The organism is Chryseobacterium sp. 22458 (genome assembly GCF_052044975.1).
Lineage (GTDB): Bacteria > Bacteroidota > Bacteroidia > Flavobacteriales > Weeksellaceae > Chryseobacterium.
The window spans coordinates 629,454-655,016 of sequence record NZ_JBQEOA010000004.1 but is presented as its reverse complement, the minus strand read 5'-3'; the positions used below and the strand labels follow the sequence as shown (position 1 = coordinate 655,016).

Sequence of the window (25,563 nt, the reverse complement as noted above, 5' to 3'; positions counted from 1 at the left end):
ATTACACAAGGCAGGTGCCAGAAAAATATACGTATGTAAGTCCTTGAAAATCTGCAATAATGTTTTTAATAGCATTCCGGAAACTGTTCATTATCGGACACTTTTTGTACGGAAATGAACAGTTTTAACCTTTTTAAAAGAGTCGATACCAAAATATGCGTAAAAAAGAAGCTCATATCCTGATCGTAGATGATGACGAAGATATCCTGTTTTCAGCAAAAGTCTGGCTGAAAAAATTTTTTTCACAGATAAGCTGCCTGAGTAAGCCTTCAGAAATTTTAAAATTCATGACGGAAAATCAGATAGATGCTGTAGTACTGGATATGAATTTCAGAAAAGGTTTTGAAAGCGGACAGGACGGTCTCTACTGGATGAATGAGATAAAAACGCTGGAACCTCAGCTGCCCATTATCCTCATGACGGCTTACGGTGAAGTGGAATTGGCTGTAGAAGCACTGAAAAACGGAGCCTCAGATTTTATCCTGAAACCGTGGAACAATGAGAAACTGTATGCCTCCGTCAATCTTGCTATAGATATTTCAAGAAAAAACAGAAAGCTCAGCCAATGGGAAAACGTACATCATAAAAACAGTCAATATCAATTGGAAAGCCGTTCTGCAGGAATGCAGGAAGTTCTTGAACAGATCAAAAGAGTTGCTCCTACTGATGCCAATGTATTGTTATTAGGAGAAAACGGAACAGGAAAATATGTTCTTGCGGAATCTATTCATGAGCAATCTGAAAGAAAAAACCAACCTTTTGTACATATTGACCTGGGAAGTATTTCGGAAAATCTTTTTGAATCTGAATTGTTTGGATATAAAAAAGGAGCTTTTACAGACGCCCATCAGGATTATACGGGAAAAATTGAGAATGCCCAGAACGGAACCGTCTTTCTTGACGAGATCGGCAACCTTCCTCTTCAGCTTCAGACGAAATTACTCAGCCTGATCCAGAACAGGAAATTATCCCGCCTGGGAGAAACTAAGGAGAGGATACTGGATGTACGCTTTATTTTTGCTACCAATGAAAACCTGAAAAAAGCCGTTGCAGAAAACCGTTTCCGTCAGGATCTTTATTACAGGATCAATACCGTTGAAGTAAAAATCCCCGCTTTACGGGAAAGACAGGAAGATATCGGGCTGCTGGCTCAATACTTCCTGGACCGTTACAAGCAAAAGTACCATAAACCGGGTCTTGAACTTACCTCTGAACTTATTACCGGACTTACCCAATTTCCGTGGCCGGGAAATATCCGGGAACTTGATCACTGCCTTGAAAGAAGCGTAATTTTATCCAACGAGAATAAGCTGCAATTATTGGTCCCTCAGCTGGAGGAGCAGGAGAATACTATTGTCAACCTCAATATCGAAAAGATGGAAGAGGTTCTTATCAGAAAAGCGTTAAGAAAACACAAAGGAAATATTTCCCTGGCAGCGGAAGATCTCGGACTTTCCCGGGCTGCTTTGTACAGAAGAATGGAGAAATTTGGGCTGTAAGTGGAGAATATACCGGAAGCTGGAAGAAGGAATCTGGAAGGATTGGAGGAAGCTGTAATTCCTGATTGTTATTGCAAATCAGTTTTAAAATATGAATAAAAATTTGTTATTAAATAATGAATAAAAGCTATCATTTAGGGCTCATCTACAATATGCTTGCTATAGCCGGCGGGGTTGGCGCCTATCACTTTTTTTCAGAAGGAAAATGGTTCAATGTCCTGCTCTTTATCCTACTTATGATTGTTTTTGTGGCGTTGATGCATTATTCATTCTTTGCCCGGGCTTCAAAAGCAGAGAAAATCATTTCCGCTGTAAGAAAGAAAGATTTTTCACTATTTCCCCGGATGGAAGGTGATCCGCTGCTTGATAACAGTATCCGTCTGTATTATCAAAGCAAAGAGGAACAGTTTTCTTTATCTTCCTACAAACTCCTCTATGAAAGTATCCTGGATCAAATGGAAACAGGATTGATTATTCTGTCTGAAAAAGATAAAATCTGGAATGTATTTTATGTAAACAACACATTCCTTGATATTTTACAGGTTCCCAAATACAACCGCTGGGAACTGTATGCTGCCAAAGTACCGGAATTTTATAAAATTATTGAAGAAACAGGCTATAAGAGCTCACAGGAATTTTTTGATATCTCCATTCATAATAATTCCAAACAGTCTTTCTCTCTCAGAACCAAGCAGGTGAAAAACACAAAGCACCATTTCTATATTATCACCCTGGAATCTGTGCAGAAAATTATAGAGCAAAAAGAAAAACTGGCCTGGAACAATCTGATGAAAGTGATTTCTCATGAACTCTTGAATACTTTAACTCCCGTTAACAGTCTGATCCAGAATCTTGAATACATCAGCAACCAGGAAATCATAGATCCCGAAGATCAGCAGGAAATGAAAGACAGCCTCATGATCATCAATTCCAAATCAAAGCAGCTTTTAAATTTCGTGGACCACTATCGGCAGATTGCAGAATTGCCTAAGCCTGTCCTTTCACCTGTTCCGCTCAAAAAAGTCATTGAAGCCGCCGTCAGTTTTCTGAAACCTGAATTTGAAAAACACAATATAAAGATCATATCAGACCTCGGAAATTATCTTGTATCTGCAGATGAAAAAATGGTTGAACGCAGCCTGATCAATGTTTATCTCAATGCGATTCATGCCGTTTCAGAAAAAGAAAACAAAACCATCACAACCGTTGTAAGGTCTCAGAACAACCGTATTATTATAAGTATCACAGATAACGGCTCAGGAATTCCGTTTGAGATCAAAGACAAGATATTCCTCCCGTTTTTTACAACAAGGTCCAATGGCTCCGGAATCGGGCTTACGCTTACTAAAAGTATTATGGAAGCTCATGGTGGTTATCTTAATTATAAAGCACTGCAGGAAGGAAGCTGTTTTGAATTGTGGTTTCTGGAATAAAGACAGAAATGTAAGAATTTTCAGCATGGCTCTTAGTTTCCTGAAAGATAGATATTTTCTTCTTTTCAGCAAGACTTTTCCGTAAATACGGCTACCAATTGATTATATTTGAAAAATAAAATATTCAAAACAAACCATGAACCTGAAATCTTATCTGGAAATTACCGTAAGTGATGATGATATAGATATGATATTTGATATCAAGGGCTCCAACACGGTTTTCTCGGGAGAAATGTGGGACTATGGGGATCGTGAAACCCTCGAGTACTTTACCAACAGCCTTATCGATTTTCCACAAAATAACACAATTCCTTTTTTTGAATTAGGCCATAAAGATTCTACCCTTGCCTATTTCTCTATGAAATTTTATCCCGCCTCTTCACTTTCGCAGATTGGCATTCAGATTACCATGGCAACTGATGCCACTTTCCGGCCTGAGACCCAATGTAAAATTCAGTTTGAGATTATTGCAGAACCTCATGCTGTTGATGAATTTCAGAAAGCATTGCGCCAGATTGTACGTAAAAAATCGGGAGTTGCCATTCTGTATGGAAATGATAACCGCCTGTAATGAAAAGGCTTATTTTTTAATGGTTACCTTTGGATAAACATCCAAATCATACGATATGTCTCCCCAATATGAAGATATAATAAACCACATCAGCCAGTACGTCTTCCTGTCGGATCAGGAAAAAGAGCTTTTCTGCTCTGCATTGGTTTACAGAAAATTCCGAAAAAAACAATATCTATTACAGGAAAATACAATCTGTACCTATGATTCTTTTGTCATCAAAGGCTGTCTGAGACAATATGAAGTCAGCGAGAACGGACGGGAAAATACGGTTCAGTTTGCGTTTGAAAACTGGTGGATCTCCGATTGGTATAGTATGATGCACGCCCAGCCTTCCGTCTATAATATCGAAGCTATTGAAAATACTGAAGTTTTGATGATTGAAAAAAACAGGCTGGAGCAGTTGTTTATAGAAATTCCTGCTCTGGAAAGCTACTTTCGTCAGATCTTCCTGAAAGCTTTCGTTTCTCTCCAAAAAAGGATCCTGTTCCAGCAGAAGCCGGCTGAAGAGAGGTATCAGGAGTTTGCGAAATCTTATGGATGGTTTGAGCAACGTCTTTCCCAGCAGCATATAGCTTCTTTTCTAGGCATTACCCGTGAAACACTGAGCAGGCTTAAAGGTCAGCAGTACAGAGATGAGCCTTTAAACCTGTGACAAACCGCACAACTTTTTTGTACCAAAAATCACAGGATAAACAACAGATGCTGTACTAATTTTGTTCATCAAAACTTGTAAAAATGAACAAAGCAATCAAACAGTGGATTGTATCTGCAGATGATACATGGTCGCCGCTTATTCTAAGGCTTACTTTAGGAATCGTATTATTTCCCCATGCTGCCCAAAAATTATTCGGTTGGTTTGAAGGACCGGGGCTAAAAGGAGAAATGGATTATATGACCACTCATGTTGGGCTTTCATCAATCGTTGCTGCTATTGCAATAGCCATCGAATGTCTGGGAACTTTATTTTTATTACTGGGAGCATGGACAAAAATTACTGCCATAGCCGTTTTTTCTTTATTTATAGGAATGATTGTTACCGATCATGCTTCTCATGGTTTTTTCATGAACTGGTTCGGAAAGATGCCTGCCGGTGCAGAAGGGTTTGAATATCATCTGCTGGTTCTGGGTATCTGTCTTTCCCTTCTGATACAGGGAGGCGGAAAATACTCCATTGACCGATCACTGAATAAGTAAAATCATTAGGAAAAATTAAGAATTGTATAAAAAAAGGAGACCTTCCAGTCTCCTTTTTTACTTGTAATAATAACCTGTATGAACTCCCCTATAGTAATTTGTGTTTTTTTATCATTTGGCTTTTTCAAGAAGCTCTTACTAAAGGCTATTATACGCTTATGTATTTTATTTCATCACTTGCATAATTCCTCTTCATCATTTGTGTTTTATATAACTATAGTTTATTATTTTTATAGTTATGATCATTGTGTGTTTTTGTCTAAAATTGACCTTTTCAAAAAAGCATTTTTATGTACTTAATACCTTTTTTTAATTTGGTAAATTTTATACCACAAAGTAACAACATTACGAAATAAAACCACCTACAAAACCCATCGATACATGTCGACGGTTTCATAGATATTTATCTATAAAACGAAAGAAATATGGAAACTATATTTTGTGATGGGTTTTCACGAGTTCGATCAGCTCAACCAGGTTTTCAATTTTCAGTTTTTCAAAGATATTTTTTTTGATGGTACTTACGGTATTTTGCTTTATGTTTAAATTATTTGCAATTTCCAGATTCCCGTATCCTTCTGCATACATTTCTGCAATTTCCATTTCTCTTTTGGTCAGACTGCTGAGAGGGCTGATCAGATTAGGATTATAAACAAATTGTACCAGTAAATTTCTGGAAAGATCAGAGAAGTATTCTCCTTTTTCTATAAAGGTTATAAGAGCTTCTCTTATTTCTTCCTCTTCGCTTAGTTTACTCAAATATCCGTTTGCTCCTGCTTTAATAAATTTAAGGACGTGCAGATCTTCTTCAAGACCCGTAAAAATCAAAATCTTGAGGTCAGGATTTGCTGCTTTCATCTGTGGTAAAATATGCAAGCTGTTTCCATCCGGAAAATGGGCATCAATGATAGCCATTTCTATTCCTTTGGATTCTACAAGCTCTACCACCTGTTGCAAAGATGAAGTCTGGTATACTTTAGCATCCGGAACAATATCACTGATGACGATCTCCATCCCCTGTCTTACAATACTGTGGTCGTCTGCTAAAAGAAATACAATTTCCTTATTTTCCATTGGTTGTTCCATTATGATTCATATTTAAGTTGATCCTGAATGTTATTTTCGTGCCTTTATGCAGCTTGCTCGCTACCGATATTTCTCCATCAAAAAGCTCTACAATCTCTTTCACAAGGTTTAGCCCCAGACCTGCTCCCAGATTATCAACCTCATCAGATACCATTCCCTGATAATAAGGATCAAAAATTTTACCAAGATCAGACTCGGAGATTCCTATTCCGGTATCCCCTACCGTTGTGATCAGTGCAATGGTGTTTTTATCCACCGGTTCAGTGAACATGGTAAGATCCACCTGACCGTTCTCTGTAAATTTGTTGGCATTCCCCAGAATATTCATGAAAATCTGATTGATCCTGATATTATCCGAATACACCACCACATCTTCCGGGATCCTGTCTGTTACCAGAAATTTATTGTTTCTTGTTTCAAGATAAGGAGTAATCACCTTTACAATAGAACTGATCTCTTCTTTAAGATTAAAAACAGACTGTATCAGTTTCTTTTCTGCATCCTGGTTCTTCGTATACTCCAGAATCTGATTAGACTGCAGCAACAAGGTACTGTTAGTAAACTTTATCGACTTCAGATAGTCTTTTATCGTCTCATCACCGGTAGACCTGTGAATTTTATCAATAAAAATATTAATGATCTTCAGAGGAGATCTCAGATCATGGCTCAGCATTCCCAGTATTCTGTTTTTGAAATTAAGATTCTTTTTAATTTCTTTATTGGCTACATTAAGCTTCTGCTCATAAATAAATGCCATTCTTGTAAAATACATGATCAGAATAGATACAATGAACATCAGAACCATAAGGCCAAGGACAAGGTTAGTTCTTATTCTGTTATTATCTGAGCTTTGCTTGTTGTATTCTTTTTCCAGTTCGGCCTTAAAGTCCCTGATAGCACTTTCATACACATCGATAAGACCGTTGCTGTATACCAACAGCTTACCAAATGTACTGTAGAACCGCAGATTATCTTTCTGGTTCTGTGCGGCATACTGCTGAACCTTCTTTACTTCTGCAGCATAATGCTTATCCATAGACTTTATGGTATTATCCATCTTCGATTTTACCTGAGAAATATCTATGGTCTTGTTATTCGTTAATGTAATAACCGTACTTTCCTTCTGTACATCCACTTTACCGGTTACCGCATCTTTTAAACGACCGAAAAAGCCTTTCTTTTTAATTGTATCTGCATAAGTACGGGTCTGTATATTGAAATCTTCAAAATCATTCTTATATTTCTCCGGCTCATACTGCTTATCCTGAATTTTTGCAGGAGGATTCAGGGAAGTCTGGTATACGGAATCGATCAGAGTTTTCAGCTTAGTTACTTTCAGTGTGTCTTTTTTATGCTGTGCAAGGGTATTTTTCAGCCTTGGGCTTGTATTTTCATATTCACTGATTTTATCAAAATTCAGCTTAAGCTTTTTCAGCGACTGAAAATACAGCTGCAGATCTTTGTCATCCTGGGTAGCCATATATTTCTGGAAATGTTCCTGGGCAACCATAAAGTCTTTCCTTGAATTATCCGTTAATCCTCCCAGAGCCCTGCTGTCTTCCAGCTGGTTTTTGATAAACTGAAGTTTTTTTCCGTTGACAAATTCGTTATAAAAAAATATGGCGATAATTACCTGTATTGATAAAATACATATGATCAGTGAGTAGTGAACTACTTTCCTCAATTTAAAATTTAAGAATTTATTCTTCATATCTATTTGTCAGCTAAATTATTTTTTCTGATAACTTAAGTTCACTTGTTATTAGTTTTCAATGATATACTATTATTGTCAAAAAATATGCAATATGTATAATACCATACAATTTACAAAGTTAAAGTAAATTTTCACTTCTTTATAATAGTAAATATCAGACAAAATCCGGAAAACTCAATATAAGTTGTCAGCAAAATCCTTTTACAGATTAAAAATTTCATTCCGGGCAGGTTATTTTCAGAATAAGATGCAAAAATCATCATTCAACAAAATATTTATTACTTTATTCAAAACCTTTATCAATAGCATGACCACGCTATCTGCTCAGACTCATCAGGGCTCAACGTTACTATCTAAAATCATCTCTATTCCTGTCTTTTCTGCAAGGTTAATAATAAGGATGATAAATGAGAAATAATAAATGGTTATTCTTATTATATTGTACCTGTTTCCATTTAGTTAATATCATTATAAAGCATTTATACTCAAAAATGCTTCGGGAGAAGTTTTCTCAAAAGAGGATCAATATTGTCTATTTGTCGAATTTGCTCATCACAAATATCTGTCAGAAATAATCATTCAGCAGAATCAGATATTGAGTTGCAACTGATAAAGGTAAGATCTGCTACACTATATTTCGATTTTATATAACCACCATTAGTTTTTTCTATTTCTCATAAGAGTTCCTGAAATGATATTTTGCTAACTTGTCTCTTTAAAAAGATAAAGCAATACTGAATGCCTGCCAATCATTGTACATGATCTGGGTATTCAAAAGCAGATAACAGCAAAAAGCTTCATGATCTTATGACCAATAAAGAATTTAGTCCCCATAGAGGCTTTATATTCAGTAAGCATATACCGGAAGAAATATCGCATTTTGACCGGGTCTTTGATGTGTTCAAAGATTTGCTTACCCATACCTCCGGGGATATTGAAGAAGCCTTCGAATGGCTTGATATGCTTGATAAAGAATATGATATTTTTGATGATGAATATTCTTTGCAGGATTTTGAGGAAGATTTGAGAAAACGGGGATATATCAGAAAAGATGATTCCGAAGAGGGCAATTCCGGAAACGGACAAGGCAAAAATCTATTAACACCCAAACTGGAAGCTGCCCTCCGTGAATATGCCCTGGATCAAATTTTTGGAAAACTGAAAAAAAGCGGCACCGGAAATCACCGCACTTCCAAAACGGGCATTGGCGATGAACGGGATGGTGAAAACCGGACTTACCAATATGGAGACGACCTGTCTGCAGTCAACATGACCGAAAGCCTGAAAAACGCCCAGGTGAATAACGGAATTTCCGATCTGCGGTTAACAGAAGATGACCTTGTGGTAGAAGAGACCAAACACAAAGCACAGATGAGCACCGTTCTGATGATTGATATCAGTCATTCTATGATCCTTTATGGTGAAGACCGCATTACTCCGGCGAAAAAGGTAGCCATGGCACTGGTAGAACTGATAAAAAGGAAATACCCTAAAGATTCCATAGATATCATCGTGTTCGGAAACGAAGCATGGCCAATTAAAATCAAAGACCTTCCCTATTTAAAAGTAGGGCCCTATCATACCAATACGGTAGCCGGTTTAGAGCTCGCCATGGATATTCTTCGGAGGAAAAGAAACACCAACAAACAGATCTTTATGATTACTGACGGAAAACCGAGCTGCATCCAGCTTCCCACAGGAGAGTTTTATATGAACAGCTACGGGCTTGATGAAATGATTGTGAACCAGTGCCTCAACCGGGCTGCACAGGCCAGAAAACTGAAAATCCCGATCACAACATTTATGATTGCCCAGGACCCTTACCTCCGCCAGTTTGTAGAAACATTTACAGCTCAGAATAAAGGGAAAGCGTTCTTAACCGGCCTGTCAGGTCTCGGACAAATGATTTTTGAAGATTATGAAAAAAACAGAATAAAGAGAATATAGCAAACTAAGCCATACATCACAGAGCTTAAGTTTTAGAATTGAAATTCTCATCAGATACTAATTATTACTTAAAAAAGAAATGAAAAACGATATTACATTCAAGGAACTGAAAGATTCCGGATATATTCATAAAACAATCAACGAAGAAATTCAGGACAATCTGATTGCAAGGATCAAAGCCGGGCAACCTGTATTTGAAGGGCTTTGGGGATATGAGGACACGGTAATTCCCCAGTTGAAAAAAGCAATTCTTGCGGGCCACCATATCAACCTTCTGGGTTTAAGGGGACAGGCAAAAACAAGGATTGCAAGAAGCATGGTAGATCTGCTTGATGAATATATGCCTGTTGTAAAAGGTTCTGAAATCAATGACAGTCCTTTTCATCCTATCTCTAAATTTGCCCGAGGTCTTATTACAGAACTGGGAGATGAAACGCCCATTTCCTGGGTACACCGCTCCGATCGTTTCTTTGAAAAACTGGCAACACCGGATGTGAATGTTGCAGATTTGATTGGAGATATAGATCCTATTAAAGCAGCAACGTTAAAACTGCCTTATTCCGATGAAAGGGTTTTACACTACGGGATGATTCCAAGGGCAAACCGTTCTATATTTGTATTGAATGAGCTTCCCGATCTGCAGGCACGCATTCAGGTTTCCCTGTTTAATATTCTACAGGAAGGAGATGTTCAGATCCGTGGTTTTCAGCTGAGAATGCCATTGGATATTCAGTTTGTCTTTACCGCCAATCCGGAGGATTATACCAACCGGGGAAGCATTGTGACTCCTCTGAAAGACAGGATCGGATCACAGATTTTCACCCATTATCCTAAAACCATTGCCCTTGCCCGTCAGATTACTGAACAGGAGGCCATGATTTCAGCCGAAGACCAATCCAATATCAGAATTCCTGATCTGGCTAAAGATCTTTTGGAAGAAGTTGCTTTTGCAGCCCGTGAGAGTGAATATGTAGATGCAAAAAGCGGTGTAAGTGCCCGTCTGACCATCAGTGCAATGGAAAACCTGGTAGCTGCAGCGAAATTACGCCTCATTGAGTCGGGAGCTGAAAAAACCACAGTCCGTTTACTTGATTTCATGTCTATTATCCCGTCTATTACCGGAAAAATTGAACTGGTATATGAAGGTGAGCAGGAAGGCGCAGATTATGTAGCTAAGATATTAATTGATAAAGCCGTCATGAGACAGTTTGAAAGCCTGTTCCCCCGCATTCCCAAACTGGAGAAAGAGGATATCAAAACCCCTTATACAGACCTGATCCGCTGGTTCAACAAAAATCATCTGGAGCTTAATTATAATGATACAGATAAAGAGTTCTATGCTAAACTTGATAAAGTAACTCCATTGACTACAGTGATTGAGGAAAATACATCGGAATTAAGCAAAGAAGATCAGAATTTCTGCAAAGAACTGGTGTTATGGGCTTTGACGATCAGCAGTAAAATAGATAAGTCTGAAAATCAGTCGGTTTTTACGTTTGATTCTGCCGGTATTGGTCAGTTTTTACGTAACTAGATGATTCCATTTTCAATATAGCAGATATTTTTTTGCCACAGATACGCAGATAAAATCCGTGTATCCGTGGCAATTAAATTTCTTATTGATCAGTAAATTTTTAAGAAGCCCAACTTCTTAAAATACATTAGTTGGCTGCAGGATCAATGAGTTCTTTTGTAAGTCCTATGGATTTTAGAAGACTCTTGCTGTCAAAAAGTAAAGTGGTATAATGTCTTCCTTTTTTGAATGTCAGTTTTGATCCTCCGGAAAATTCACTGTCATCACCTAATTTCTGAACTTTCGTCCCATATTTTCCCAATTTCCTTTTAGCTTCCTCTAAAGTTGTTTTATTTAGGGCAAGACCAAAAGGAAGACCTTCTATGACTACAGGTTTATCTTCAGGAATGTCAAAAAACATTTCGCTGATCATATTATTTTTTCCCAGTCCGCAGTAAAGCTCCAGGCCTGATTTAGTCAGCCATTTTGCATATTTCTCTTCATTGGCATCTTCGTAGAAAACTGTTTTGGTCTGCAAAACTTTTGAAATTTTATCAGGGGTTTGCGGGAAAATAAACTCTGCTTCTTTATTAAGTAAAGAGCTCAAGCCCTCTGTTTTCTGAGAAAATGCTGTTATACTTATCAATTGAAAAAATACAGCTAAAATTAGAGTGAATGGTTTCATCGTCATAAGGGTACTATTAAATTATTATAATTCGGTGCTTAAAAATAATAAAAAGTGCTGTTATAGACTAAAATTATCTAAAAAGCTTTTCAGCTCGTCAATAGGAACATTATTCCCTGATGAGACTACAGAATACCTGTTCCCTTCCAGATATTGAATGCTTGTATGTTGATCACTTTCAAACATACTATAATCAAAATACACCTGCCATCCCTTATAGCTTTTTATATTGGTTTTATCTCCCGGTTCTTCATATTTTTTTGTTTCCAGGTAATTAAGCAGGCTTGATTTTACCTGTTCAGCTCCGGCTCCTGCACCGTCTGCAACCATCAGATAAATGTTTTTACCTGCTTTTGCATAATTTCCTGTAGCGAAAGAACCTGTTTCATTATCTTCAGAAGCCGTTACTTCCGTAAGCTTGTATCCGTTAATCTCTTTTTTAAATTTTCTTTTAAATTCATCAGAACCAAGAGGTTTCAGCTTCTTTAAGTCTTTAGCCAGACCTTCTATTTTTAATGAGTCTGAATTCGCATTTACTTTTTCAAAAACGGGTTTCAGGCTTTTTTTGGCAAAAACAACATTTGAACTTAATGCTAGTACCAACGCTGTACCTACAATTCCTGCTCCCAGATAAGAGATTTTCATAATTTTTATTTATTTTTTTAATCCATCACTCACTGCAAAAAGCAAACCAAATCCTACAGAGGAGAAATACTTTATGAAACGATGATTTTTGATTAAAGAGAATAAATATTTTCTGAAACCATCTACCCTTGCTGCAGATTGAATACCGTACCTGCCGGGTCTGTAATCCAGTGCATCCCTTCAGGAAGTTCTTCAATTTCATCGCAGGTCTCTACTCCACTCAGTCTCAGATATTCTGTAGCTTCTTCTACGTCAGGCACAGTAAGCTGCAGCCAGGTTTCGGAGTGGGTATAATTATCTACACAGTCCAGCCATATTATATTGTGCCCGAATTTCACCTCATGTGTTCTGGAAACCGTAGGATTGGTAATCGGTTTTTCTTCAACCTCAAGTTTCAGAATATTCTTGTAAAAAGCGACCGTTTTTTCATATTTATTTTTTGGAATTTTAATAGCAATATTGATTCCTGCTTCAAATTTTGTATTCATATTGTATGGTTCTTAGAAGATAATATAGACTGTTGCAACTTTAAGTTATTTTAAGAAATTATTCAGATAGCCAAGTATAGTCGCTGTCTGCATCATCAGGCTTACATGGCTTTGCCCGGGTACAATAGCCAGCTGTGACTTGGGCATGGGAGCCATATCAGCAGCAATACCGCCACCCAATAACTTATAGGTTTTTGCCAGTTCGGTTTTATCCAGTCCATCATTATCACCCGCTATGATCAGTACAGGAGCTGTAATTTTCGAAATATTGGAATCTCCCATATCATATGGAGTTCCGGCAGAAGCAATCATCTGTTCCAGGAATTTCGTCCATTTTGTCTTATCAGGAGCCACAGCATTGTAAGCTGTATGCATAGGGCTGTTCTCAAAAAGAGCCGGTTTCATGGTTTTAAATACACTGTTAATCTCAGGGATCCAGCCACTGCTTTTATACGTTGCAGAAATAATGACCAGATTTTTTAATCGTTTAGGACTCTGGATAGCAAACTGGTAGGCTATGGCGCCTCCAAAACTGTAGCCCACAACATCCGCACTTTCAACCTTCAGGTGGTCCATTACCCCCGCAACATCACTGGCTAATGTAGTATGAGATAATTTTCTGTCTGAAAACGGGCTATGCCCATGGCCCTGCAATTCAATGGCAATTACTTTTCTGTTTTTTGAAAGTTCAGGAATCAGTTCACTCCAATTTGTATCAATGGTCATAAAAGCGCCATGAAGCAAAATGACAGGCCGGCCTTCGCCATATACTTCATAGTAAACTTTGATCCCGTTTACAGGAGCATAGCCACTATCGGAAGGTTTTGTTTTCTGGGCATTCAGTTGTGATACGGTGAGTATAATGAGTACAGCGGCAAGGAATACTCTAAGGAACGTATAAGATTTAAATAGATTTTTCATAATATAATCCGGATTTAGTTGAGTAAAATGTTTAATCAAAATTACCAACTCATCACCAAACTTCACTTGCCACAGGACAAGATTTTATCTTAATGCATTTTGATGAATCTTGTTCCGGGAAAACTTTTAGAGTTGTTATATTTTACCTGATTTAAAAGGCTTATTCATCAATATCACATAGATAAACCCATAGGAATAACAAATATTTTTTTAAGAATAATTTACTTCATTAAATAAAAATTGATTAATTTCGAACAGAACTAAACCTAAATATTATGAAAAATTTAAAAAAAATCGAAAGACAGGAATTAAAGGCTATTAAAGGAGGTATTAACTGCCCTGGAGGACAGATATGCTTAATCGGCGGGAAATGGCAATGTATGCCGTACGATGGATGTGGCGGCGGAAATCAGCCTTAAATTGTAACACTTAATTGACTTGACTATGAAAAATTGTAAGAAAATTTCAAGAGACCAGTTGAAAAACATTAATGGCGGAGCACTCAGCTGCTCCGAAGCATGCTGCCCGCCTCCGGGAATAAAAAAATGCCCATGGATACTTTGTTATGCACCATGTGATATATTAAGTTAGAATCAATTAATGATAAATAAGTATGCCTTAGGATCTTTGATCTTAAGGCTTTTTTCATGAATTTTCCGGTGCCTGTACGACGCAAAAAGAATTTCCATCCGGATCCAGCAATACTACGTAATCTGCGTCCTGTTCATAATTCCAGTCTTTCATTCTGCCGGCTCCTAAAGCGAGTAAACGATCTACTTCCCGATCCTGATGATCCGTAATAAGGTCAATATGATGCCTTTTCGGCTCCGGGGATGTTGTCAGTTTTAATGACAGCTGAATTCCTTGGCCTTCTTCAGGAACCAGAATGGCAAAATCCGGTTCAGGATCTTTTTTGAGTTTATAGTTCAGAGCTGCAGACCAGAAAGCAATAGCTCTGTTCATGTCCTGTACTCCCCACACGATTGATAATATTCTTAAATCCATGCTTTACTATTTAATCAGTACATGGATTAAATTTAGCTTTTTATCTGATAATATAAATATCTTTTGTGTTAAATTGCACCCAACATATCTATATGTAATCCTGAACATTAAAAAGTTCTGTGCAAAATATTTTTACTCTAATTCAATTGGATTATATGGCTGTGGGGAAGATCTGACAGGTATCTGACTACCATCTTCATTGTAGGCTTTACCATGAAAAAAGCCAGGGTTGTCATTATAGTTTTGTAACACCTTTCTAAATTCTTCTCTGGTTACAATAAGAATTCTTTTTTCATTCCTTACATAGATTTTACCCTTTTTTTTATCCATTGCAATTGCTGTAAAATGAAATTGACACTTATGAGCCGGGAAGCAGCAATGGCCCTAGAATTGCAGCAGATTAACAATAATCACACAAAATATAATATTATGGCAACCAAAAACGCAACAAAAAAAGCTTCCACAAAAAAGACACCGGCAAGTAATACGAAAAAAACTCCTGCTAAAAAGGATGCCTCTAAAGGATTGGAAGATTTATTTGAAGATGGTCTCAAAGACATCTACTGGGCAGAAAAAGCATTGGTAAAAGCCCTTCCCAAAATGCATAAGAATGCAACAGATAAAAAGCTCAAGTTAGCTATTGAAAACCATTTAATGGAAACTGAAGTGCATGTAAAAAGACTTGCAGAATGTTTTAAGGCACTTAAAAAGAAAGCTCAGGCAAAGAAATGCGATGCCATGCAGGGACTTCTTGATGAAGGAAAAAGCATCATGGAAGAAACTGAAGCAGGAACTGTAAGAGATGCAGGGATAATAGCAGCCGCACAGAAAATAGAACATTATGAGATTGCAACCTATGGTACACTGGCTGCTTATGCAAAAGTTCTTAAGGAAAATGTATGCCTGAAAAATCTTTTAGCAACCCTGAATGAAGAAAAAAAATGCGATAAATTACTGAGTAAAATTGCAGACGTTGGACTTAATACCAAGGCGCTGTAATAATTCTGCATAATGAAACATCAGCTCTTCAATAATAAAACCCTCCGGCTAAGGAGGGTAAGCCTGTAGATTTGGAGATAAAACTACAACTATTATGGTATGACAAAAGTACAATATGGTACAAAATAAGCCTATGATTATACTCATAATAGAAATCAAATGATAATTATCTCTATCTGAATAAATATACTAAACTGCAACATCTAATGTTGCAGTTTTGCTATTATAGGTATTGGAAGTCATAAGAAAATGATGATTTATCGTTTCGTTTAAAAACATATAGAAAGGGATCAGGTTCAAAAACTGGAGAGCAGTACAAAACATACATTATTTGGATCAGTCCACAACTTTTGCGCTTGATCCGAGATCTTAGCTTTTTTTGATAAAAGAAGTACTAATGCTTCCGCAGAATCTTTCAATGCTAAAATTAAAAACTTCAGAATGCAACTCAGAGGAGTGAAAGACAGAACATTTTTCCTCTTTAGATTAACCAAACTTTTTGCTTAGTCCACAACTTTTGCGCTTGATCCACTTTTGCGCTTGATCCAGGATCTGGAAAAATGGCAGAGTTTCATAAAAAAACAAATCCTCGAAAATCTAAGATTTTCGAGGATTTTTGCGGAGAGTGAGGGATTCGAACCCCCGGACCTGTTACAGTCAACAGTTTTCAAGACTGCCGCAATCGACCACTCTGCCAACTCTCCTTAAACTCCGGTAGTACCGTTGTTTTCAGTGGTGCAAATATAGAACGATTTTTAATTCCTGCAAAACTTTTAGTGTATAAATTTTAACAAAACTTAATAATAGACTAGAAATCAAGGGAATTATTTTCCGTAAAATATTTCTCCAATTCTTGTAAATGAATATGAATGTCCCCTATTCCCTGTCTACTATTGCGATGAAGCTGTTTTTTAAAAGATCAGACGGGTACACAAACTGGTCTCCGCCCTGTCCTTTTATGACTATAGCTCCCTGCTCATCGTTCAGGCATTTGTCCAGCTGGGTTTTCAGGTCATTGAGTTGCCCGTGGGGAGCTTCAATGGTGTAGGTTCCGGTAACGTGTGTTATTTTGATGACTTTTGTTTCCATATTTTTTTGATTAGTTGCTAAATGTAGGAATTTTAGCTGAAGTATGAAGACATTTCCGGCCATCATCATAAGCACTTTACAAATAATTCAAAAAAACAGCACAGCAGATCGTAGAAAATGCAAAATCAAAGAAAAGATAACCTTCTACTTATAAGATAAAAGCGGCTTCCATTGGAGGCCGTTTTTCTTTTGCTTTCATCAAAAACTCCGTTTAGCCCCTTCCGAAGACCCTACAGCCCTTTCCATAGGGGTCCGGAACCCCTTACCCAAGCCCCTCTATCCCCTTACCTAAGGGGGTATATACCCTTCATTAACGGTATATATCCGTTACTAAAGTGGCTGGAGACCGTAGATGAACCCCCTCCAGACGGTTATACAAGTACCGGGAACCCCTTGAACAGCTATCTCCAGACCGTTTCAAAGGGGGGGATGCCCCATCAATGGTCAGAATACATTATATTTGTAAAAATTCATCACAACATAAAAAACTAATAACACTATCGGATGTTTACTCAATCTTTTATCAAAAATGCGGTTGTTACCGCTTCACTAGCCTTCTCATCTATGGCTTTAGCCCAAAAAATGCCTATGTCTGTACTTCCTTCCGGCCACCTCGTGGTAGGGGCTGAAGTGGATGGCAAAAAAGGAAATTTTATTTTTGATACCGGAGGAGGCATCAATCTTTTCCTGAAAAATTTTTCCAAAGAACTCGGGCCAAAAGAAACTTATAATTACCTGACGGCCTTCCGGGCAACGGGTGAAAAGATGACCGTCCCCCTTTTCAAGTCGAAAGAGATTGTTTTCAATGGCAAAAAATTCAAAGATACCTGGTACGCCACCCATGATACCGAGATCAAAGGAATTGACGGCCTGATCTCCCTACCCATGCTGTATGACACAGAGTTTATCATAGATTATACAACGAAAGAGCTTATCTTCCCAAAAGAAAAGCTGAGCAGCAAAAAAGTGATGGATATCCAGCTATCTACCAATGCGGACCAGTCTCTGGATATAACCACCTATGTGCTTCTGGATAACCAATACAGGATCAATATTCTTCTGGATTCCGGCGCCGGAAACGATTCTTTCTGGTTGAGCGAAAGACTGATGAATACACTGAACATCAAAAAAGAAACCCTGCAGATGATGGAAAAGAAAAGCGAATTCAACCCGGATATGACGACGAAGTTTTATAAGGGTGATATTGGCTCTGTTTCAACCCCTTTCGTTACTGTTGAGAAGCCTAAAGTCTTTTTTGTGGAAGGCCTTATTTATGAAGGCAAAACGAGTATCAATTGGCTGGGTAAAAAACTGGGTTTCAATCTTAAGGAGAAGAAAATTTATATTCTGGATTAGGAGTTGTGCGGAACGATGCCTGGGAAAACCACCCCGTCAAAAATTCTCTGAATTTTTGCCACCCCTCCAAGGGAGGGGAATGTTTGCGTCTTCATTTGGAGTAATAGTTTTCACAAAATAATAAACTCTGTCTCTATGCTGTTGAAGAAATAAATAACATAGAAACAGAGATTATAGCTGTAAAAATCACATGAATTCTTGCTGAAAATCTTGGATTTTCTTGCGCCCTTAAAAGCTATATATAAAGTAGAAAACCTTTGCACCTTTGCAATTAACAAAAAATAAAAACCTACCTGAACTGCTATGAATCCAAAAGAAAAGCGCACCCTGGGGTACGCTTTATATCATTTTTTAAAACTGAATCTTAGTGTAATTCAGCTAAATATTTTTCTGCATCCATTGCAGCCATACATCCGCTTCCTGCAGCGGTAATAGCCTGTCTGTAGATATGATCCTGTACATCTCCTGCAGCAAATACTCCCGGAAGATTGGTTCTTGAAGATCCTTTTTCCGTAAGAATATATCCGTTCTCATCAAGATCTATCTGACCTGTGAAGATATCCGTATTCGGCTTGTGACCGATAGCGATGAAGATACCTTCCACATCTACTGTAGATTTTTCCTGAGTCTGGTTGTTGATGATCACTGCTCTTTCTACCAGGCTGTTTTCACCTTCAATCCCGATCAGCTCATGGTGGAATTTCACCTCAATATTCGGAGTGTTTTCCACTCTGTGGATCATCGCTTTTGAAGCTCTGAAAACGTCTTTTCTTACCAGCATGGTAACTTTTTTACATAATTTGGCAAGATAAGTAGCTTCTTCAGCTGCTGTATCACCTGCGCCTACTACCACAACGTCTTTTCCTCTGTAGAAGAAGCCATCACATGTAGCACAAGCGGAAACCCCGCCCCCGGCATATTTTTTTTCATCTTCAAGGCCCAGGTATTTTGCAGTAGCTCCTGTAGAGATGATAACTGTTTTGGCAAGAATCTCTTTGTTTCCTGCATATAGTTTGTGAACACCACCTCTTTCTTTAGAGAATTCAGCTTTGGTGATCATTTCGTAATGTACCTTTGTTTCAAATCTTTCTGCCTGTTTTTGCAGATCCATCATCATTTCAGGACCTGTAATCCCGGCCGGATACCCTGGAAAGTTATCAACTTCCGTAGTGGTTGTTAATTGTCCGCCCGGCTCCAGACCTGTATACAATTCAGGTTTTAAGTCTGCTCTTGCTGCATAGATAGCAGCTGTGAAACCAGAAGGTCCAGATCCTACGATCACACAATCTAAAATGTTTTGCTCCATAATTTATTTTGTTCGAAAAAAGATTTAATTAAATTAAGACCGCTAATTTCGTAATTTTTGCCGTCTTTTTAAAGTTATTTTAATGATACTTGTCAATATCAGATATGCGGATTGTCAATGAAAGAGTATAATCCGTTTTTGGGTGTTGCAACGTACAGGATACTTTTATAAGTTTAAAAATACCTCTTCTTTATCTATCCTGTTCTCTCTTGCTATACCTTCATTTTAATCTTATCTATATTTATAATCTTATAGACAAGTTCCTTAATTAATTCTGCCTCTCCCATATTCACAGCTCCCAGCCCTTTTCCTTTCATATCAAACTCCCTTAAAACAGAAATGACTCTAGTAGCATGTTTCAAAGGATAAAGCCTTGCACTTTCCGCATAATCTTTGATGAAGTAAGGATGAACGCCCATCTGGGAAGCAATGGTCTGCTGGGGCTGCCCTGCCATGGTCTGATAGATAATGACATTGGAAAAATAATTGTAAAGGCTTGCAAGCATCATTACAAAAGGATTGTTTTTAGGATTCTTTCCCATAAAATGAGCAATCTTAAAGGCTGCATTGGCATTTTTGGTTCCTAAGGCTTTCTGAAGCTCAAAAATATTGTATTCTTTACTGATCCCGATGTGATTTTCAATAATCGTTCCGTCCAGCACTTCATTTTCTTTGAGAATGATTTTCAGTTTGTTCAGCTCATTGGCAATTCTTGAGAGGTCATTCCCCAGATATTCTGCCAGAAGGTGGGAAATATTGGGCGCTGTTTTGATATTGAGCCTGATGCATTCATCGGCAATCCATTTGGGAAGATTGCCATCCTTTACAGATTCACTCAGAAAAAGCGCTTTGGCTTTATCCAGAGCCTTGGCTGCTTTCTTTCTGCTGTCCAGTTTTTTGTGTTTATGGGCAAAAACCAGTACTGTAGAAGGCACGGGATTTTCTACATAAGCTTCAAGAATACGGTTTTCCTCTTCATTAAATTTCAGATCCTGAGCCTCTTTTACAATGATCACCTGCTTATCTCCCATCATCGGAAACTGTCTTGCCAGAGAAAGCACTTCCTGATAAGAAGTATCTTTTCCGTAGGTAACGGTTTGGTTGAAAGCTTTTTCATCTTCCTCCAGGAAATTGTGTTCAAGGGCTTTCACAGCAAGGTCAATAAAGTAAGCTTCTTCTCCGTGGAAAAAATAAATAGGTAAAACTTCTTTATTTTTAATATTTTTGAGGATTAAATCTAATTCTTTCATCTTATTAATGGAACTTCCAAAACTGAATTTTCAGGAAACTTTTGATTTTAAATTCAAGAAAGACAAAGATAAGTTTTTTATTTATGATTTGGTTCGTAAAACTTATCTTCTGCTCACTCCTGAGGAATGGGTAAGACAGCACTGGATCCACTATTATCTTACGGTAAAGTCCTATTCTACCTCAGCATTGATCACGGAAAAAAAGATCGTTCTGAATGGCCTTACCAAAAGAGTTGACCTGTTGATTACTGAGAAAACAGAACCTGTAGTCCTGATCGAATGTAAAGCTCCCCAGATCAAATTAACGGAAAAAACATTTGAACAGACTGCCCGATATAACTCTATTATCGGAGCCAAGGAAATCATTCTGACCAATGGACTTCAGCATATCAATGCTTACTATCAGGACGGGCAATATCAGTTTTACAGACCGGAATAAATAAAAAACATATAATCATTTCCGTTTTCACAACGATTATAACTGAAGGCGTAATCATTCCCCTCCTCTGGAGGGGTGGTAAAAATTCAAAAATTTTTGACGGGGTGGTTCATAAAAAAAGCAGTAATTCACAACCATTTTAATTAATTATGAAAATAAAAAACATTATATTCGATTTCGGAGGGGTTCTAATGGACTGGAACCCGAGATATTTCTTCAAAACCTATTTCAATGATGACGAAAAAATGGAATACTTTCTGGAAAACATCGCCCAGGATGAATGGAATATTGAACAGGACCGGGGAAGAAGCCTTTCAGAAGGAACTGAAATTCAGGTAAAAAAATTCCCTGACTGGGAAAAAGAAATCAGAGCTTACTATGATAACTGGACGGTGATGCTGAAAAGCGATATTCCTCAGAATGTTGATGTTTTAAGGAAACTGAAGAATACCGATTATCAGTTATTCGGTTTAACGAACTGGTCTGCAGAAACGTTTCCCTATGCGTTGGAAAATTATGACTTTTTCCAGATTTTTAATGGTAAAATTGTTGTTTCAGGAACGGAAAAACTCATCAAACCTGATCCTGCAATCTGGCACATATTATTAGAAAGATACGATATACAGGCTGGCGAATCTGTTTTTATAGATGACAATCCGAAGAATATTGAGATGGCTCAATCTTTAGGTTTTGTGACCATTCATGTAACACCGGATACCAATCTTGAACAGGAGCTTGCCGGGTTGGGAGTAAAAATGTGATCATTTTATATACAATATATTTCATCCTCAATTAAGTTATTTTAAGTAATTTAGTTGAGGATTTCTTATAGACAGAAGAACAATTTCACCTTACCATTACAAAATAATATGATACGATCTATTTTACTCACCACATTGATGCTAGCTTCAGGAACTCTTTTCAGCCAGAAGCTAAAAACAGTAACCTATCAGGACGGCTCACAGAAACTGAACGGACTGATTACCTCGAATGCAGGAAAAAAACTTCCGGGAGTACTGATTCTTCCAGCCTGGAAAGGTATTGATGAAGAAGCTAAAACAGCAGCCATAGAGCTGGAGAAAGAAGGTTATATTGCTTTCATTGCAGATATTTATGGCGAAGGCAAGATCCCGGCGGATAATGAATCTGCTGCCAAAAGCTCAGGCTATTACAAACAGAATTACCAGGAATATCAAAAACGGATTTCGCTGGCCTTAGAACAACTGAAGAAAAACGGAGCTATAGCTGATAAAACAGCAGTCATCGGGTATTGTTTCGGAGGAACCGGTGCTTTGGAATCTGCAAGGGGAAATCTGCCTGTTGCAGGCGTTGTTTCCATTCACGGGAGCCTGGGGCGGGATCAAAGCAGAAAAAATGAAAAACTGACGGCTAAAATACTGGTTGAAAACCCTGCGGATGACAGAGGTGTAACCCCTGAAGACTACAGCAACCTGATCAAAGAAATGAATGACGGAAATGCAGACTGGCAGATCATCACATATGCCCACTCAAAACATACATTCACCGATCCGAAGTCTCCGGATTATAATGAAGTGATGGCTAAGAGAGCATGGAACCATACACTGATGTTCCTGAAAGAAATACTGAAATGAAACTCAGTGTAACAATGTACCAATATCAAATTGGTACATTGTTATATTATATACTAATCTACTCCTTCCTCTTCCCTGTTCACCAGCTCCATAGAAAATGCAGGCAGACAGATCGCAAGGTATTCACAAGCTTCTGAGAACGGGTTGCTGTACCGGATTCTGGCGCCTTTTTCAATCAGGATACTCTGTCCTTTTTCCAGTGTAACAATCTCACCATCTATTTCAAATTGTTTTTTACCTGAAATAATGTAGGTGAACTCATCAAATTCAGGGGTCTGATGGGGCTCACTCCAATCCGGAGGTGCCACCATATGAGCGATGGAAACATTGGAATTTCCTGTAGAATTCCCCCAATGTTCTTCAATAAGTTTTCCATCCGTAGTAGGCACTACAAACGGGGATTGCTGGATCTTATATTTTTTCATATCCAATTTTCTTTTCTGATTTCGTATACAAAATTAGTACGGGTAGCTTCAGCGAAATAAGCCACTTCCTCCTCTGCAATCTTGATGCCTCCCAGCCTTTCCAGGGCGGTTTGTGAACGGAAGTTCTCTTTCCCGATATGGAAATGCACTTTATCTACAAACTGAAAAATATAGTCCAGCATCAGTTTTTTAATCTGCGGATTGATGCCTTTCCCCCAGGATTTCGTTCCGTAAAAAGTATACCCGATAAAAATATGATTATCCGCTTCATCAAAATTATAATAGCGGCTGCTTCCCAATACATCTCCTGTAGCTTTCTCCACAATTTTAAAAGCTCCCTTACTCTCTATAGCGCCCCTGAAAAAGCTTTCAAAAACTTCTCTTTTGTACCGGTCCTTATTAGGGTGTTGTTCCCAAACCTTAGGATCGGAGGCTACTTCATATAAAGACTCAAAATCCCCTTGCCGTAAGGGGATTAATTGATATTCTTCATTCTCTAAAACAGACTGAACAGAAAATTTCATGCTAGCTTTTTTTGGTAGAGTCTGATTCTATTTTCTTGATTTCTTTCAATTTATCAGAAATCTTGATCACCGTATCCAGTTTGGATGGCTTCAATGGAACCTCAGCCTGGGCCATATCCCACTTGATCACAAGGTTTCCTGAGTTTTCGTCTGTAGGATTCAGGGTAATTTCAAACCATTCCTGCTTGTCTGCCAGTTTATTCACCGGTACGGTAACGTCTACTACATCCTGCTTAGGATCATAAGTATAAGCACCCCATTGCTGGAAGTCTTTATTCAGGATCACTTTCCATTCTTTTTCTGTAGGAACAATGAATAGTCCATATGTACCTGCAGGAACTGTTTTTCCTCCGAAATTAACGGCCTGCCCAAATGTAATTTTTGTAGATGAGTTTGCCCCTGCTCTCCAAACCTGACCATAAGGAACCAATTCTCCAAAAATCTTACGTCCTTTCACCCCCGGTCTTCCGTAGTCGATTGAAATTTTAGACATAGAAAACTGCTGCTCTACCTTCTGACGCGGGCTTGCTGCCGGTACAGAATAGTCCTGTGCAAAACTGAATGCTGAAACTGAAATGCAAACTGCTGCTAATAACTTTTTCACGTGTAAATTTTTGTTTAAAATTACAAAAATCAAAACAAAATAGCTTTCTCCTGATCCAATAATTTTTATTTTCCCGATATTATTCTATAACAGTATGGCTTTAAAAAGATCTTGCCAAAATCAGTTACCAGCTATTGAAAATGAAAACATTAAAACAAAATAGCCTTTTCCAGCTCCAATAATTTCTGTTTTCTCCAGATCCCACCAGCATAGCCTATCAGCTCACCATTGGAACCAATCACACGGTGACAGGGAATCAGGATCGCAATTTTGTTGATTCCATTGGCTGTTCCTACGGCACGGATCGCTTTAGGATTACCCAGAAATTCTGATTGTTGTTTATACGTTCTTATTTCACCCATCGGGATTTCACGCAGAAGCTGCCATACTTTTTCCTGGAATTCAGTACCCGTAGTAAACAACGGAACTTCAAAATGACTTCTTTTTCCATCAAAATATTCTTCCAGTTCTGCTTCCAGCTGCTTGAAATGGAGATGTTCTTTTTCTTCAATATCGGCTTTCAAAGCTTTTGATAAAGACTTCAGCTGCTTTTCAATATTCTTGCGGTCTGTGAATTCCAAAAGGCATATTCCCTGGTCTACAGCGCAGGCGATCATCTCACCCAGCGGGGTTTGTATTGTTTTTTGATGTATGATTTCCATTAGTTTAAAATTAAGCTTTTTCTGGAAATCAAATCATCTTTTTCAGTTATTTTCCAAAACTCTTTTTGCCTGTACAACATGCCTTTCATTATGATAAATCACAAACCGGAAAGTATCACCCAACTTTAGCCTGATCAGTTTCGAAATACTGATCCCTGTCTTTATCTTTTGTAAATCTACATTTCCTGCTTTTTCCAATAATTCCAGCAGCTGTTTTTGTTGTCTGATGAACTCTTCTACGACTTCCTTATTCAGCTGGCTATGGATTGGATTCATCGCTTTAAGCGTTTTCATCTTATTGAGCTTTTCCTTTGGAAGCATGCTTTTCGCAAAGTAATTCCCAAGCATTCCGGGTTTGAAAAAAGGTTGGGGAGTTGTGTCTGATGCCGTTATTTTATCTTTAATTTCCGGGATGTAGAAATCTCCGTACCTGTTAAGATGTTCCAGGCATTCCAATATGCTCCAACTGTCTGACGAAGGTCTTATATTCAGTTCTTCATGGGTTTTGGATATCAGGATTTCAGCATATTGAAGATGTTGCCGGGTTCTGTTTTTTAATTCATCCAGTAATTCTGAGGTTGAAAATTTCATT

The 25,563-nt window shown here is 38.0% G+C and carries 30 protein-coding genes, 1 tRNA gene and 1 pseudogene; 15 read left to right on the top strand and 17 right to left on the bottom strand.

Annotated elements, in window-relative coordinates:
- Positions 1-155: 155 nt before the first annotated feature.
- The 5 genes from ACTJJF_RS17320 (at position 156) to ACTJJF_RS17300 (ending at position 4,700) form a co-directional block, all read left to right on the top strand.
- On the top strand, positions 156-1,499 hold the full coding sequence (locus ACTJJF_RS17320) for a sigma-54-dependent transcriptional regulator (RefSeq protein ID WP_440700441.1): 1,344 nt from the start codon (positions 156-158) through the stop codon (positions 1,497-1,499).
- Positions 1,500-1,615: 116 nt separating this feature from the next.
- Positions 1,616-2,932 carry a sensor histidine kinase gene (locus ACTJJF_RS17315; protein WP_440700440.1) on the top strand — a complete coding sequence of 439 codons (1,317 nt, stop codon included), beginning with the start codon at positions 1,616-1,618 and terminating at the stop codon, positions 2,930-2,932.
- Between the two features lie 136 nt (positions 2,933-3,068).
- Complete coding sequence (locus tag ACTJJF_RS17310; protein ID WP_440700439.1) at positions 3,069-3,503, top strand: hypothetical protein; 435 nt, start codon at positions 3,069-3,071, stop codon at positions 3,501-3,503.
- 55 nt (positions 3,504-3,558) lie between these two features.
- A complete protein-coding gene (locus tag ACTJJF_RS17305; protein WP_440700438.1) occupies positions 3,559-4,158 on the top strand; it encodes a Crp/Fnr family transcriptional regulator in 600 nt (199 codons plus the stop codon).
- An 83-nt stretch (positions 4,159-4,241) separates the two neighbouring features.
- Positions 4,242-4,700, top strand: coding sequence for a DoxX family protein (locus tag ACTJJF_RS17300; protein WP_440700437.1), 459 nt, complete (start codon positions 4,242-4,244; stop codon positions 4,698-4,700).
- A gap of 432 nt (positions 4,701-5,132) precedes the next feature.
- Here the strand turns inward: ACTJJF_RS17300 and ACTJJF_RS17295 are convergent, their stop codons facing one another.
- Positions 5,133-5,786, bottom strand: a complete 654-nt coding sequence (locus ACTJJF_RS17295) for a response regulator transcription factor (RefSeq protein WP_440700436.1) — start codon at positions 5,784-5,786, stop codon at positions 5,133-5,135.
- Positions 5,764-7,497 (bottom strand): sensor histidine kinase, encoded by a 1,734-nt coding sequence (locus ACTJJF_RS17290; RefSeq protein ID WP_312305739.1) that lies wholly within the window; start codon positions 7,495-7,497, stop codon positions 5,764-5,766. Before ACTJJF_RS17290 ends, ACTJJF_RS17295 begins: the two co-directional genes overlap by 23 nt.
- 810 nt (positions 7,498-8,307) lie before the next feature.
- On the opposite strand from ACTJJF_RS17290, the gene ACTJJF_RS17285 reads away from it, so the two are divergent.
- Together ACTJJF_RS17285 and ACTJJF_RS17280 are read left to right on the top strand one after the other, a co-directional pair.
- Positions 8,308-9,447, top strand: a complete 1,140-nt coding sequence (locus ACTJJF_RS17285; RefSeq protein WP_440700435.1) for a vWA domain-containing protein — start codon at positions 8,308-8,310, stop codon at positions 9,445-9,447.
- Positions 9,448-9,526: 79 nt separating this feature from the next.
- Positions 9,527-10,981 carry a sigma 54-interacting transcriptional regulator gene (locus tag ACTJJF_RS17280; RefSeq protein WP_440700434.1) on the top strand — a complete coding sequence of 485 codons (1,455 nt, stop codon included), beginning with the start codon at positions 9,527-9,529 and terminating at the stop codon, positions 10,979-10,981.
- Positions 10,982-11,108: 127 nt separating this feature from the next.
- On the opposite strand, the gene ACTJJF_RS17275 is transcribed toward ACTJJF_RS17280, so the two are convergent.
- From ACTJJF_RS17275 to ACTJJF_RS17260, 4 genes are all read right to left on the bottom strand, one after another.
- Complete coding sequence (locus ACTJJF_RS17275; protein WP_440700433.1) at positions 11,109-11,567, bottom strand: hypothetical protein; 459 nt, start codon at positions 11,565-11,567, stop codon at positions 11,109-11,111.
- Positions 11,568-11,705: 138 nt separating this feature from the next.
- Complete coding sequence (locus tag ACTJJF_RS17270) at positions 11,706-12,290, bottom strand: hypothetical protein (protein ID WP_440700432.1); 585 nt, start codon at positions 12,288-12,290, stop codon at positions 11,706-11,708.
- Positions 12,291-12,412: 122 nt separating this feature from the next.
- The gene (locus tag ACTJJF_RS17265; protein WP_440700431.1) at positions 12,413-12,778 is read right to left on the bottom strand and encodes a VOC family protein; all 366 of its coding nucleotides are present in this window, start codon (positions 12,776-12,778) and stop codon (positions 12,413-12,415) included.
- 45 nt (positions 12,779-12,823) lie between these two features.
- The gene (locus ACTJJF_RS17260) at positions 12,824-13,699 is read right to left on the bottom strand and encodes an alpha/beta fold hydrolase (RefSeq protein WP_312305755.1); all 876 of its coding nucleotides are present in this window, start codon (positions 13,697-13,699) and stop codon (positions 12,824-12,826) included.
- Between the two features lie 275 nt (positions 13,700-13,974).
- On the opposite strand from ACTJJF_RS17260, the gene ACTJJF_RS17255 reads away from it, so the two are divergent.
- Positions 13,975-14,118, top strand: a complete 144-nt coding sequence (locus ACTJJF_RS17255; RefSeq protein ID WP_312305757.1) for a bacteriocin-like protein — start codon at positions 13,975-13,977, stop codon at positions 14,116-14,118.
- 25 nt (positions 14,119-14,143) lie between these two features.
- Positions 14,144-14,290, top strand: coding sequence for a bacteriocin-like protein (locus ACTJJF_RS17250; RefSeq protein WP_165602490.1), 147 nt, complete (start codon positions 14,144-14,146; stop codon positions 14,288-14,290).
- Positions 14,291-14,344: 54 nt separating this feature from the next.
- Here the strand turns inward: ACTJJF_RS17250 and ACTJJF_RS17245 are convergent, their stop codons facing one another.
- Complete coding sequence (locus tag ACTJJF_RS17245; protein WP_440700430.1) at positions 14,345-14,704, bottom strand: VOC family protein; 360 nt, start codon at positions 14,702-14,704, stop codon at positions 14,345-14,347.
- A gap of 132 nt (positions 14,705-14,836) precedes the next feature.
- A complete protein-coding gene (locus tag ACTJJF_RS17240; protein ID WP_440700429.1) occupies positions 14,837-15,034 on the bottom strand; it encodes a hypothetical protein in 198 nt (65 codons plus the stop codon).
- A gap of 15 nt (positions 15,035-15,049) precedes the next feature.
- Here ACTJJF_RS17240 and ACTJJF_RS17235 point away from each other — a divergent pair, with 15 nt between their 5' ends.
- Positions 15,050-15,703, top strand: coding sequence for a DUF892 family protein (locus tag ACTJJF_RS17235; protein ID WP_440700428.1), 654 nt, complete (start codon positions 15,050-15,052; stop codon positions 15,701-15,703).
- A 366-nt stretch (positions 15,704-16,069) separates the two neighbouring features.
- Positions 16,070-16,210: pseudogene (locus ACTJJF_RS17230) on the top strand (transposase); the annotation flags it as partial.
- A gap of 112 nt (positions 16,211-16,322) precedes the next feature.
- Here ACTJJF_RS17230 and ACTJJF_RS17225 read toward each other — a convergent pair.
- Together ACTJJF_RS17225 and ACTJJF_RS17220 are read right to left on the bottom strand one after the other, a co-directional pair.
- Positions 16,323-16,407 (bottom strand) — tRNA-Ser (locus ACTJJF_RS17225).
- Between the two features lie 172 nt (positions 16,408-16,579).
- A complete protein-coding gene (locus ACTJJF_RS17220; RefSeq protein WP_312305770.1) occupies positions 16,580-16,792 on the bottom strand; it encodes a glyceraldehyde-3-phosphate dehydrogenase in 213 nt (70 codons plus the stop codon).
- 504 nt (positions 16,793-17,296) lie between these two features.
- Here ACTJJF_RS17220 and ACTJJF_RS17215 point away from each other — a divergent pair.
- The gene (locus ACTJJF_RS17215) at positions 17,297-18,148 is read left to right on the top strand and encodes a hypothetical protein (RefSeq protein WP_440700427.1); all 852 of its coding nucleotides are present in this window, start codon (positions 17,297-17,299) and stop codon (positions 18,146-18,148) included.
- A gap of 364 nt (positions 18,149-18,512) precedes the next feature.
- On the opposite strand, the gene trxB is transcribed toward ACTJJF_RS17215, so the two are convergent.
- Positions 18,513-19,454, bottom strand: a complete 942-nt coding sequence (gene trxB / locus ACTJJF_RS17210) for a thioredoxin-disulfide reductase (RefSeq protein WP_312305782.1) — start codon at positions 19,452-19,454, stop codon at positions 18,513-18,515.
- A gap of 212 nt (positions 19,455-19,666) precedes the next feature.
- Positions 19,667-20,704 carry a DNA polymerase III subunit delta gene (gene holA, locus ACTJJF_RS17205; RefSeq protein WP_312305784.1) on the bottom strand — a complete coding sequence of 346 codons (1,038 nt, stop codon included), beginning with the start codon at positions 20,702-20,704 and terminating at the stop codon, positions 19,667-19,669.
- Positions 20,705-20,711: 7 nt separating this feature from the next.
- On the opposite strand from holA, the gene ACTJJF_RS17200 reads away from it, so the two are divergent.
- From ACTJJF_RS17200 to ACTJJF_RS17190, 3 genes are all read left to right on the top strand, one after another.
- Positions 20,712-21,143: a type I restriction enzyme HsdR N-terminal domain-containing protein gene (locus ACTJJF_RS17200; protein WP_312305787.1), complete on the top strand. Its 432-nt coding sequence runs from the start codon at positions 20,712-20,714 to the stop codon at positions 21,141-21,143.
- A 149-nt stretch (positions 21,144-21,292) separates the two neighbouring features.
- The gene (locus tag ACTJJF_RS17195) at positions 21,293-21,904 is read left to right on the top strand and encodes an HAD family hydrolase (RefSeq protein ID WP_440700426.1); all 612 of its coding nucleotides are present in this window, start codon (positions 21,293-21,295) and stop codon (positions 21,902-21,904) included.
- A gap of 108 nt (positions 21,905-22,012) precedes the next feature.
- Positions 22,013-22,756, top strand: coding sequence for a dienelactone hydrolase family protein (locus tag ACTJJF_RS17190; protein ID WP_440700425.1), 744 nt, complete (start codon positions 22,013-22,015; stop codon positions 22,754-22,756).
- 53 nt (positions 22,757-22,809) lie between these two features.
- On the opposite strand, the gene ACTJJF_RS17185 is transcribed toward ACTJJF_RS17190, so the two are convergent.
- The 5 genes from ACTJJF_RS17185 to ACTJJF_RS17165 form a co-directional block, all read right to left on the bottom strand.
- Positions 22,810-23,181 (bottom strand): cupin domain-containing protein, encoded by a 372-nt coding sequence (locus ACTJJF_RS17185; RefSeq protein WP_065397381.1) that lies wholly within the window; start codon positions 23,179-23,181, stop codon positions 22,810-22,812.
- On the bottom strand, positions 23,178-23,705 hold the full coding sequence (locus tag ACTJJF_RS17180; protein WP_440700424.1) for a GNAT family N-acetyltransferase: 528 nt from the start codon (positions 23,703-23,705) through the stop codon (positions 23,178-23,180). Before ACTJJF_RS17180 ends, ACTJJF_RS17185 begins: the two co-directional genes overlap by 4 nt.
- Position 23,706: 1 nt before the next feature.
- Positions 23,707-24,309: a DUF2911 domain-containing protein gene (locus ACTJJF_RS17175; RefSeq protein WP_312305799.1), complete on the bottom strand. Its 603-nt coding sequence runs from the start codon at positions 24,307-24,309 to the stop codon at positions 23,707-23,709.
- Between the two features lie 149 nt (positions 24,310-24,458).
- Positions 24,459-24,971 carry a methylated-DNA--[protein]-cysteine S-methyltransferase gene (locus tag ACTJJF_RS17170; protein WP_440700423.1) on the bottom strand — a complete coding sequence of 171 codons (513 nt, stop codon included), beginning with the start codon at positions 24,969-24,971 and terminating at the stop codon, positions 24,459-24,461.
- Positions 24,972-25,013: 42 nt separating this feature from the next.
- Positions 25,014-25,562 (bottom strand): DinB family protein, encoded by a 549-nt coding sequence (locus ACTJJF_RS17165; RefSeq protein ID WP_440700422.1) that lies wholly within the window; start codon positions 25,560-25,562, stop codon positions 25,014-25,016.
- Position 25,563 lies beyond the last annotated feature (1 nt).

What these genes read in the sequence shown, in the direction of transcription:
- ACTJJF_RS17320 (WP_440700441.1), top strand. Translation starts at nt 156, where the DNA reads ATGCGTAAAAAAGAAGCTCATATCCTGATCGTAGATGATGACGAAGAT.
- ACTJJF_RS17315 (WP_440700440.1), top strand. Translation starts at nt 1,616, where the DNA reads ATGAATAAAAGCTATCATTTAGGGCTCATCTACAATATGCTTGCTATA.
- ACTJJF_RS17310 (WP_440700439.1), top strand. Translation starts at nt 3,069, where the DNA reads ATGAACCTGAAATCTTATCTGGAAATTACCGTAAGTGATGATGATATA.
- ACTJJF_RS17305 (WP_440700438.1), top strand. Translation starts at nt 3,559, where the DNA reads ATGTCTCCCCAATATGAAGATATAATAAACCACATCAGCCAGTACGTC.
- ACTJJF_RS17300 (WP_440700437.1), top strand. Translation starts at nt 4,242, where the DNA reads ATGAACAAAGCAATCAAACAGTGGATTGTATCTGCAGATGATACATGG.
- ACTJJF_RS17295 (WP_440700436.1), bottom strand. Translation starts at nt 5,786, where the DNA reads ATGGAACAACCAATGGAAAATAAGGAAATTGTATTTCTTTTAGCAGAC.
- ACTJJF_RS17290 (WP_312305739.1), bottom strand. Translation starts at nt 7,497, where the DNA reads ATGAAGAATAAATTCTTAAATTTTAAATTGAGGAAAGTAGTTCACTAC.
- ACTJJF_RS17285 (WP_440700435.1), top strand. Translation starts at nt 8,308, where the DNA reads ATGACCAATAAAGAATTTAGTCCCCATAGAGGCTTTATATTCAGTAAG.
- ACTJJF_RS17280 (WP_440700434.1), top strand. Translation starts at nt 9,527, where the DNA reads ATGAAAAACGATATTACATTCAAGGAACTGAAAGATTCCGGATATATT.
- ACTJJF_RS17270 (WP_440700432.1), bottom strand. Translation starts at nt 12,290, where the DNA reads ATGAAAATCTCTTATCTGGGAGCAGGAATTGTAGGTACAGCGTTGGTA.
- ACTJJF_RS17265 (WP_440700431.1), bottom strand. Translation starts at nt 12,778, where the DNA reads ATGAATACAAAATTTGAAGCAGGAATCAATATTGCTATTAAAATTCCA.
- ACTJJF_RS17260 (WP_312305755.1), bottom strand. Translation starts at nt 13,699, where the DNA reads ATGAAAAATCTATTTAAATCTTATACGTTCCTTAGAGTATTCCTTGCC.
- ACTJJF_RS17255 (WP_312305757.1), top strand. Translation starts at nt 13,975, where the DNA reads ATGAAAAATTTAAAAAAAATCGAAAGACAGGAATTAAAGGCTATTAAA.
- ACTJJF_RS17250 (WP_165602490.1), top strand. Translation starts at nt 14,144, where the DNA reads ATGAAAAATTGTAAGAAAATTTCAAGAGACCAGTTGAAAAACATTAAT.
- ACTJJF_RS17245 (WP_440700430.1), bottom strand. Translation starts at nt 14,704, where the DNA reads ATGGATTTAAGAATATTATCAATCGTGTGGGGAGTACAGGACATGAAC.
- ACTJJF_RS17240 (WP_440700429.1), bottom strand. Translation starts at nt 15,034, where the DNA reads ATGGATAAAAAAAAGGGTAAAATCTATGTAAGGAATGAAAAAAGAATT.
- ACTJJF_RS17235 (WP_440700428.1), top strand. Translation starts at nt 15,050, where the DNA reads ATGAAATTGACACTTATGAGCCGGGAAGCAGCAATGGCCCTAGAATTG.
- ACTJJF_RS17220 (WP_312305770.1), bottom strand. Translation starts at nt 16,792, where the DNA reads ATGGAAACAAAAGTCATCAAAATAACACACGTTACCGGAACCTACACC.
- ACTJJF_RS17215 (WP_440700427.1), top strand. Translation starts at nt 17,297, where the DNA reads ATGTTTACTCAATCTTTTATCAAAAATGCGGTTGTTACCGCTTCACTA.
- trxB (WP_312305782.1), bottom strand. Translation starts at nt 19,454, where the DNA reads ATGGAGCAAAACATTTTAGATTGTGTGATCGTAGGATCTGGACCTTCT.
- holA (WP_312305784.1), bottom strand. Translation starts at nt 20,704, where the DNA reads ATGAAAGAATTAGATTTAATCCTCAAAAATATTAAAAATAAAGAAGTT.
- ACTJJF_RS17200 (WP_312305787.1), top strand. Translation starts at nt 20,712, where the DNA reads ATGGAACTTCCAAAACTGAATTTTCAGGAAACTTTTGATTTTAAATTC.
- ACTJJF_RS17195 (WP_440700426.1), top strand. Translation starts at nt 21,293, where the DNA reads ATGAAAATAAAAAACATTATATTCGATTTCGGAGGGGTTCTAATGGAC.
- ACTJJF_RS17190 (WP_440700425.1), top strand. Translation starts at nt 22,013, where the DNA reads ATGATACGATCTATTTTACTCACCACATTGATGCTAGCTTCAGGAACT.
- ACTJJF_RS17185 (WP_065397381.1), bottom strand. Translation starts at nt 23,181, where the DNA reads ATGAAAAAATATAAGATCCAGCAATCCCCGTTTGTAGTGCCTACTACG.
- ACTJJF_RS17180 (WP_440700424.1), bottom strand. Translation starts at nt 23,705, where the DNA reads ATGAAATTTTCTGTTCAGTCTGTTTTAGAGAATGAAGAATATCAATTA.
- ACTJJF_RS17170 (WP_440700423.1), bottom strand. Translation starts at nt 24,971, where the DNA reads ATGGAAATCATACATCAAAAAACAATACAAACCCCGCTGGGTGAGATG.
- ACTJJF_RS17165 (WP_440700422.1), bottom strand. Translation starts at nt 25,562, where the DNA reads ATGAAATTTTCAACCTCAGAATTACTGGATGAATTAAAAAACAGAACC.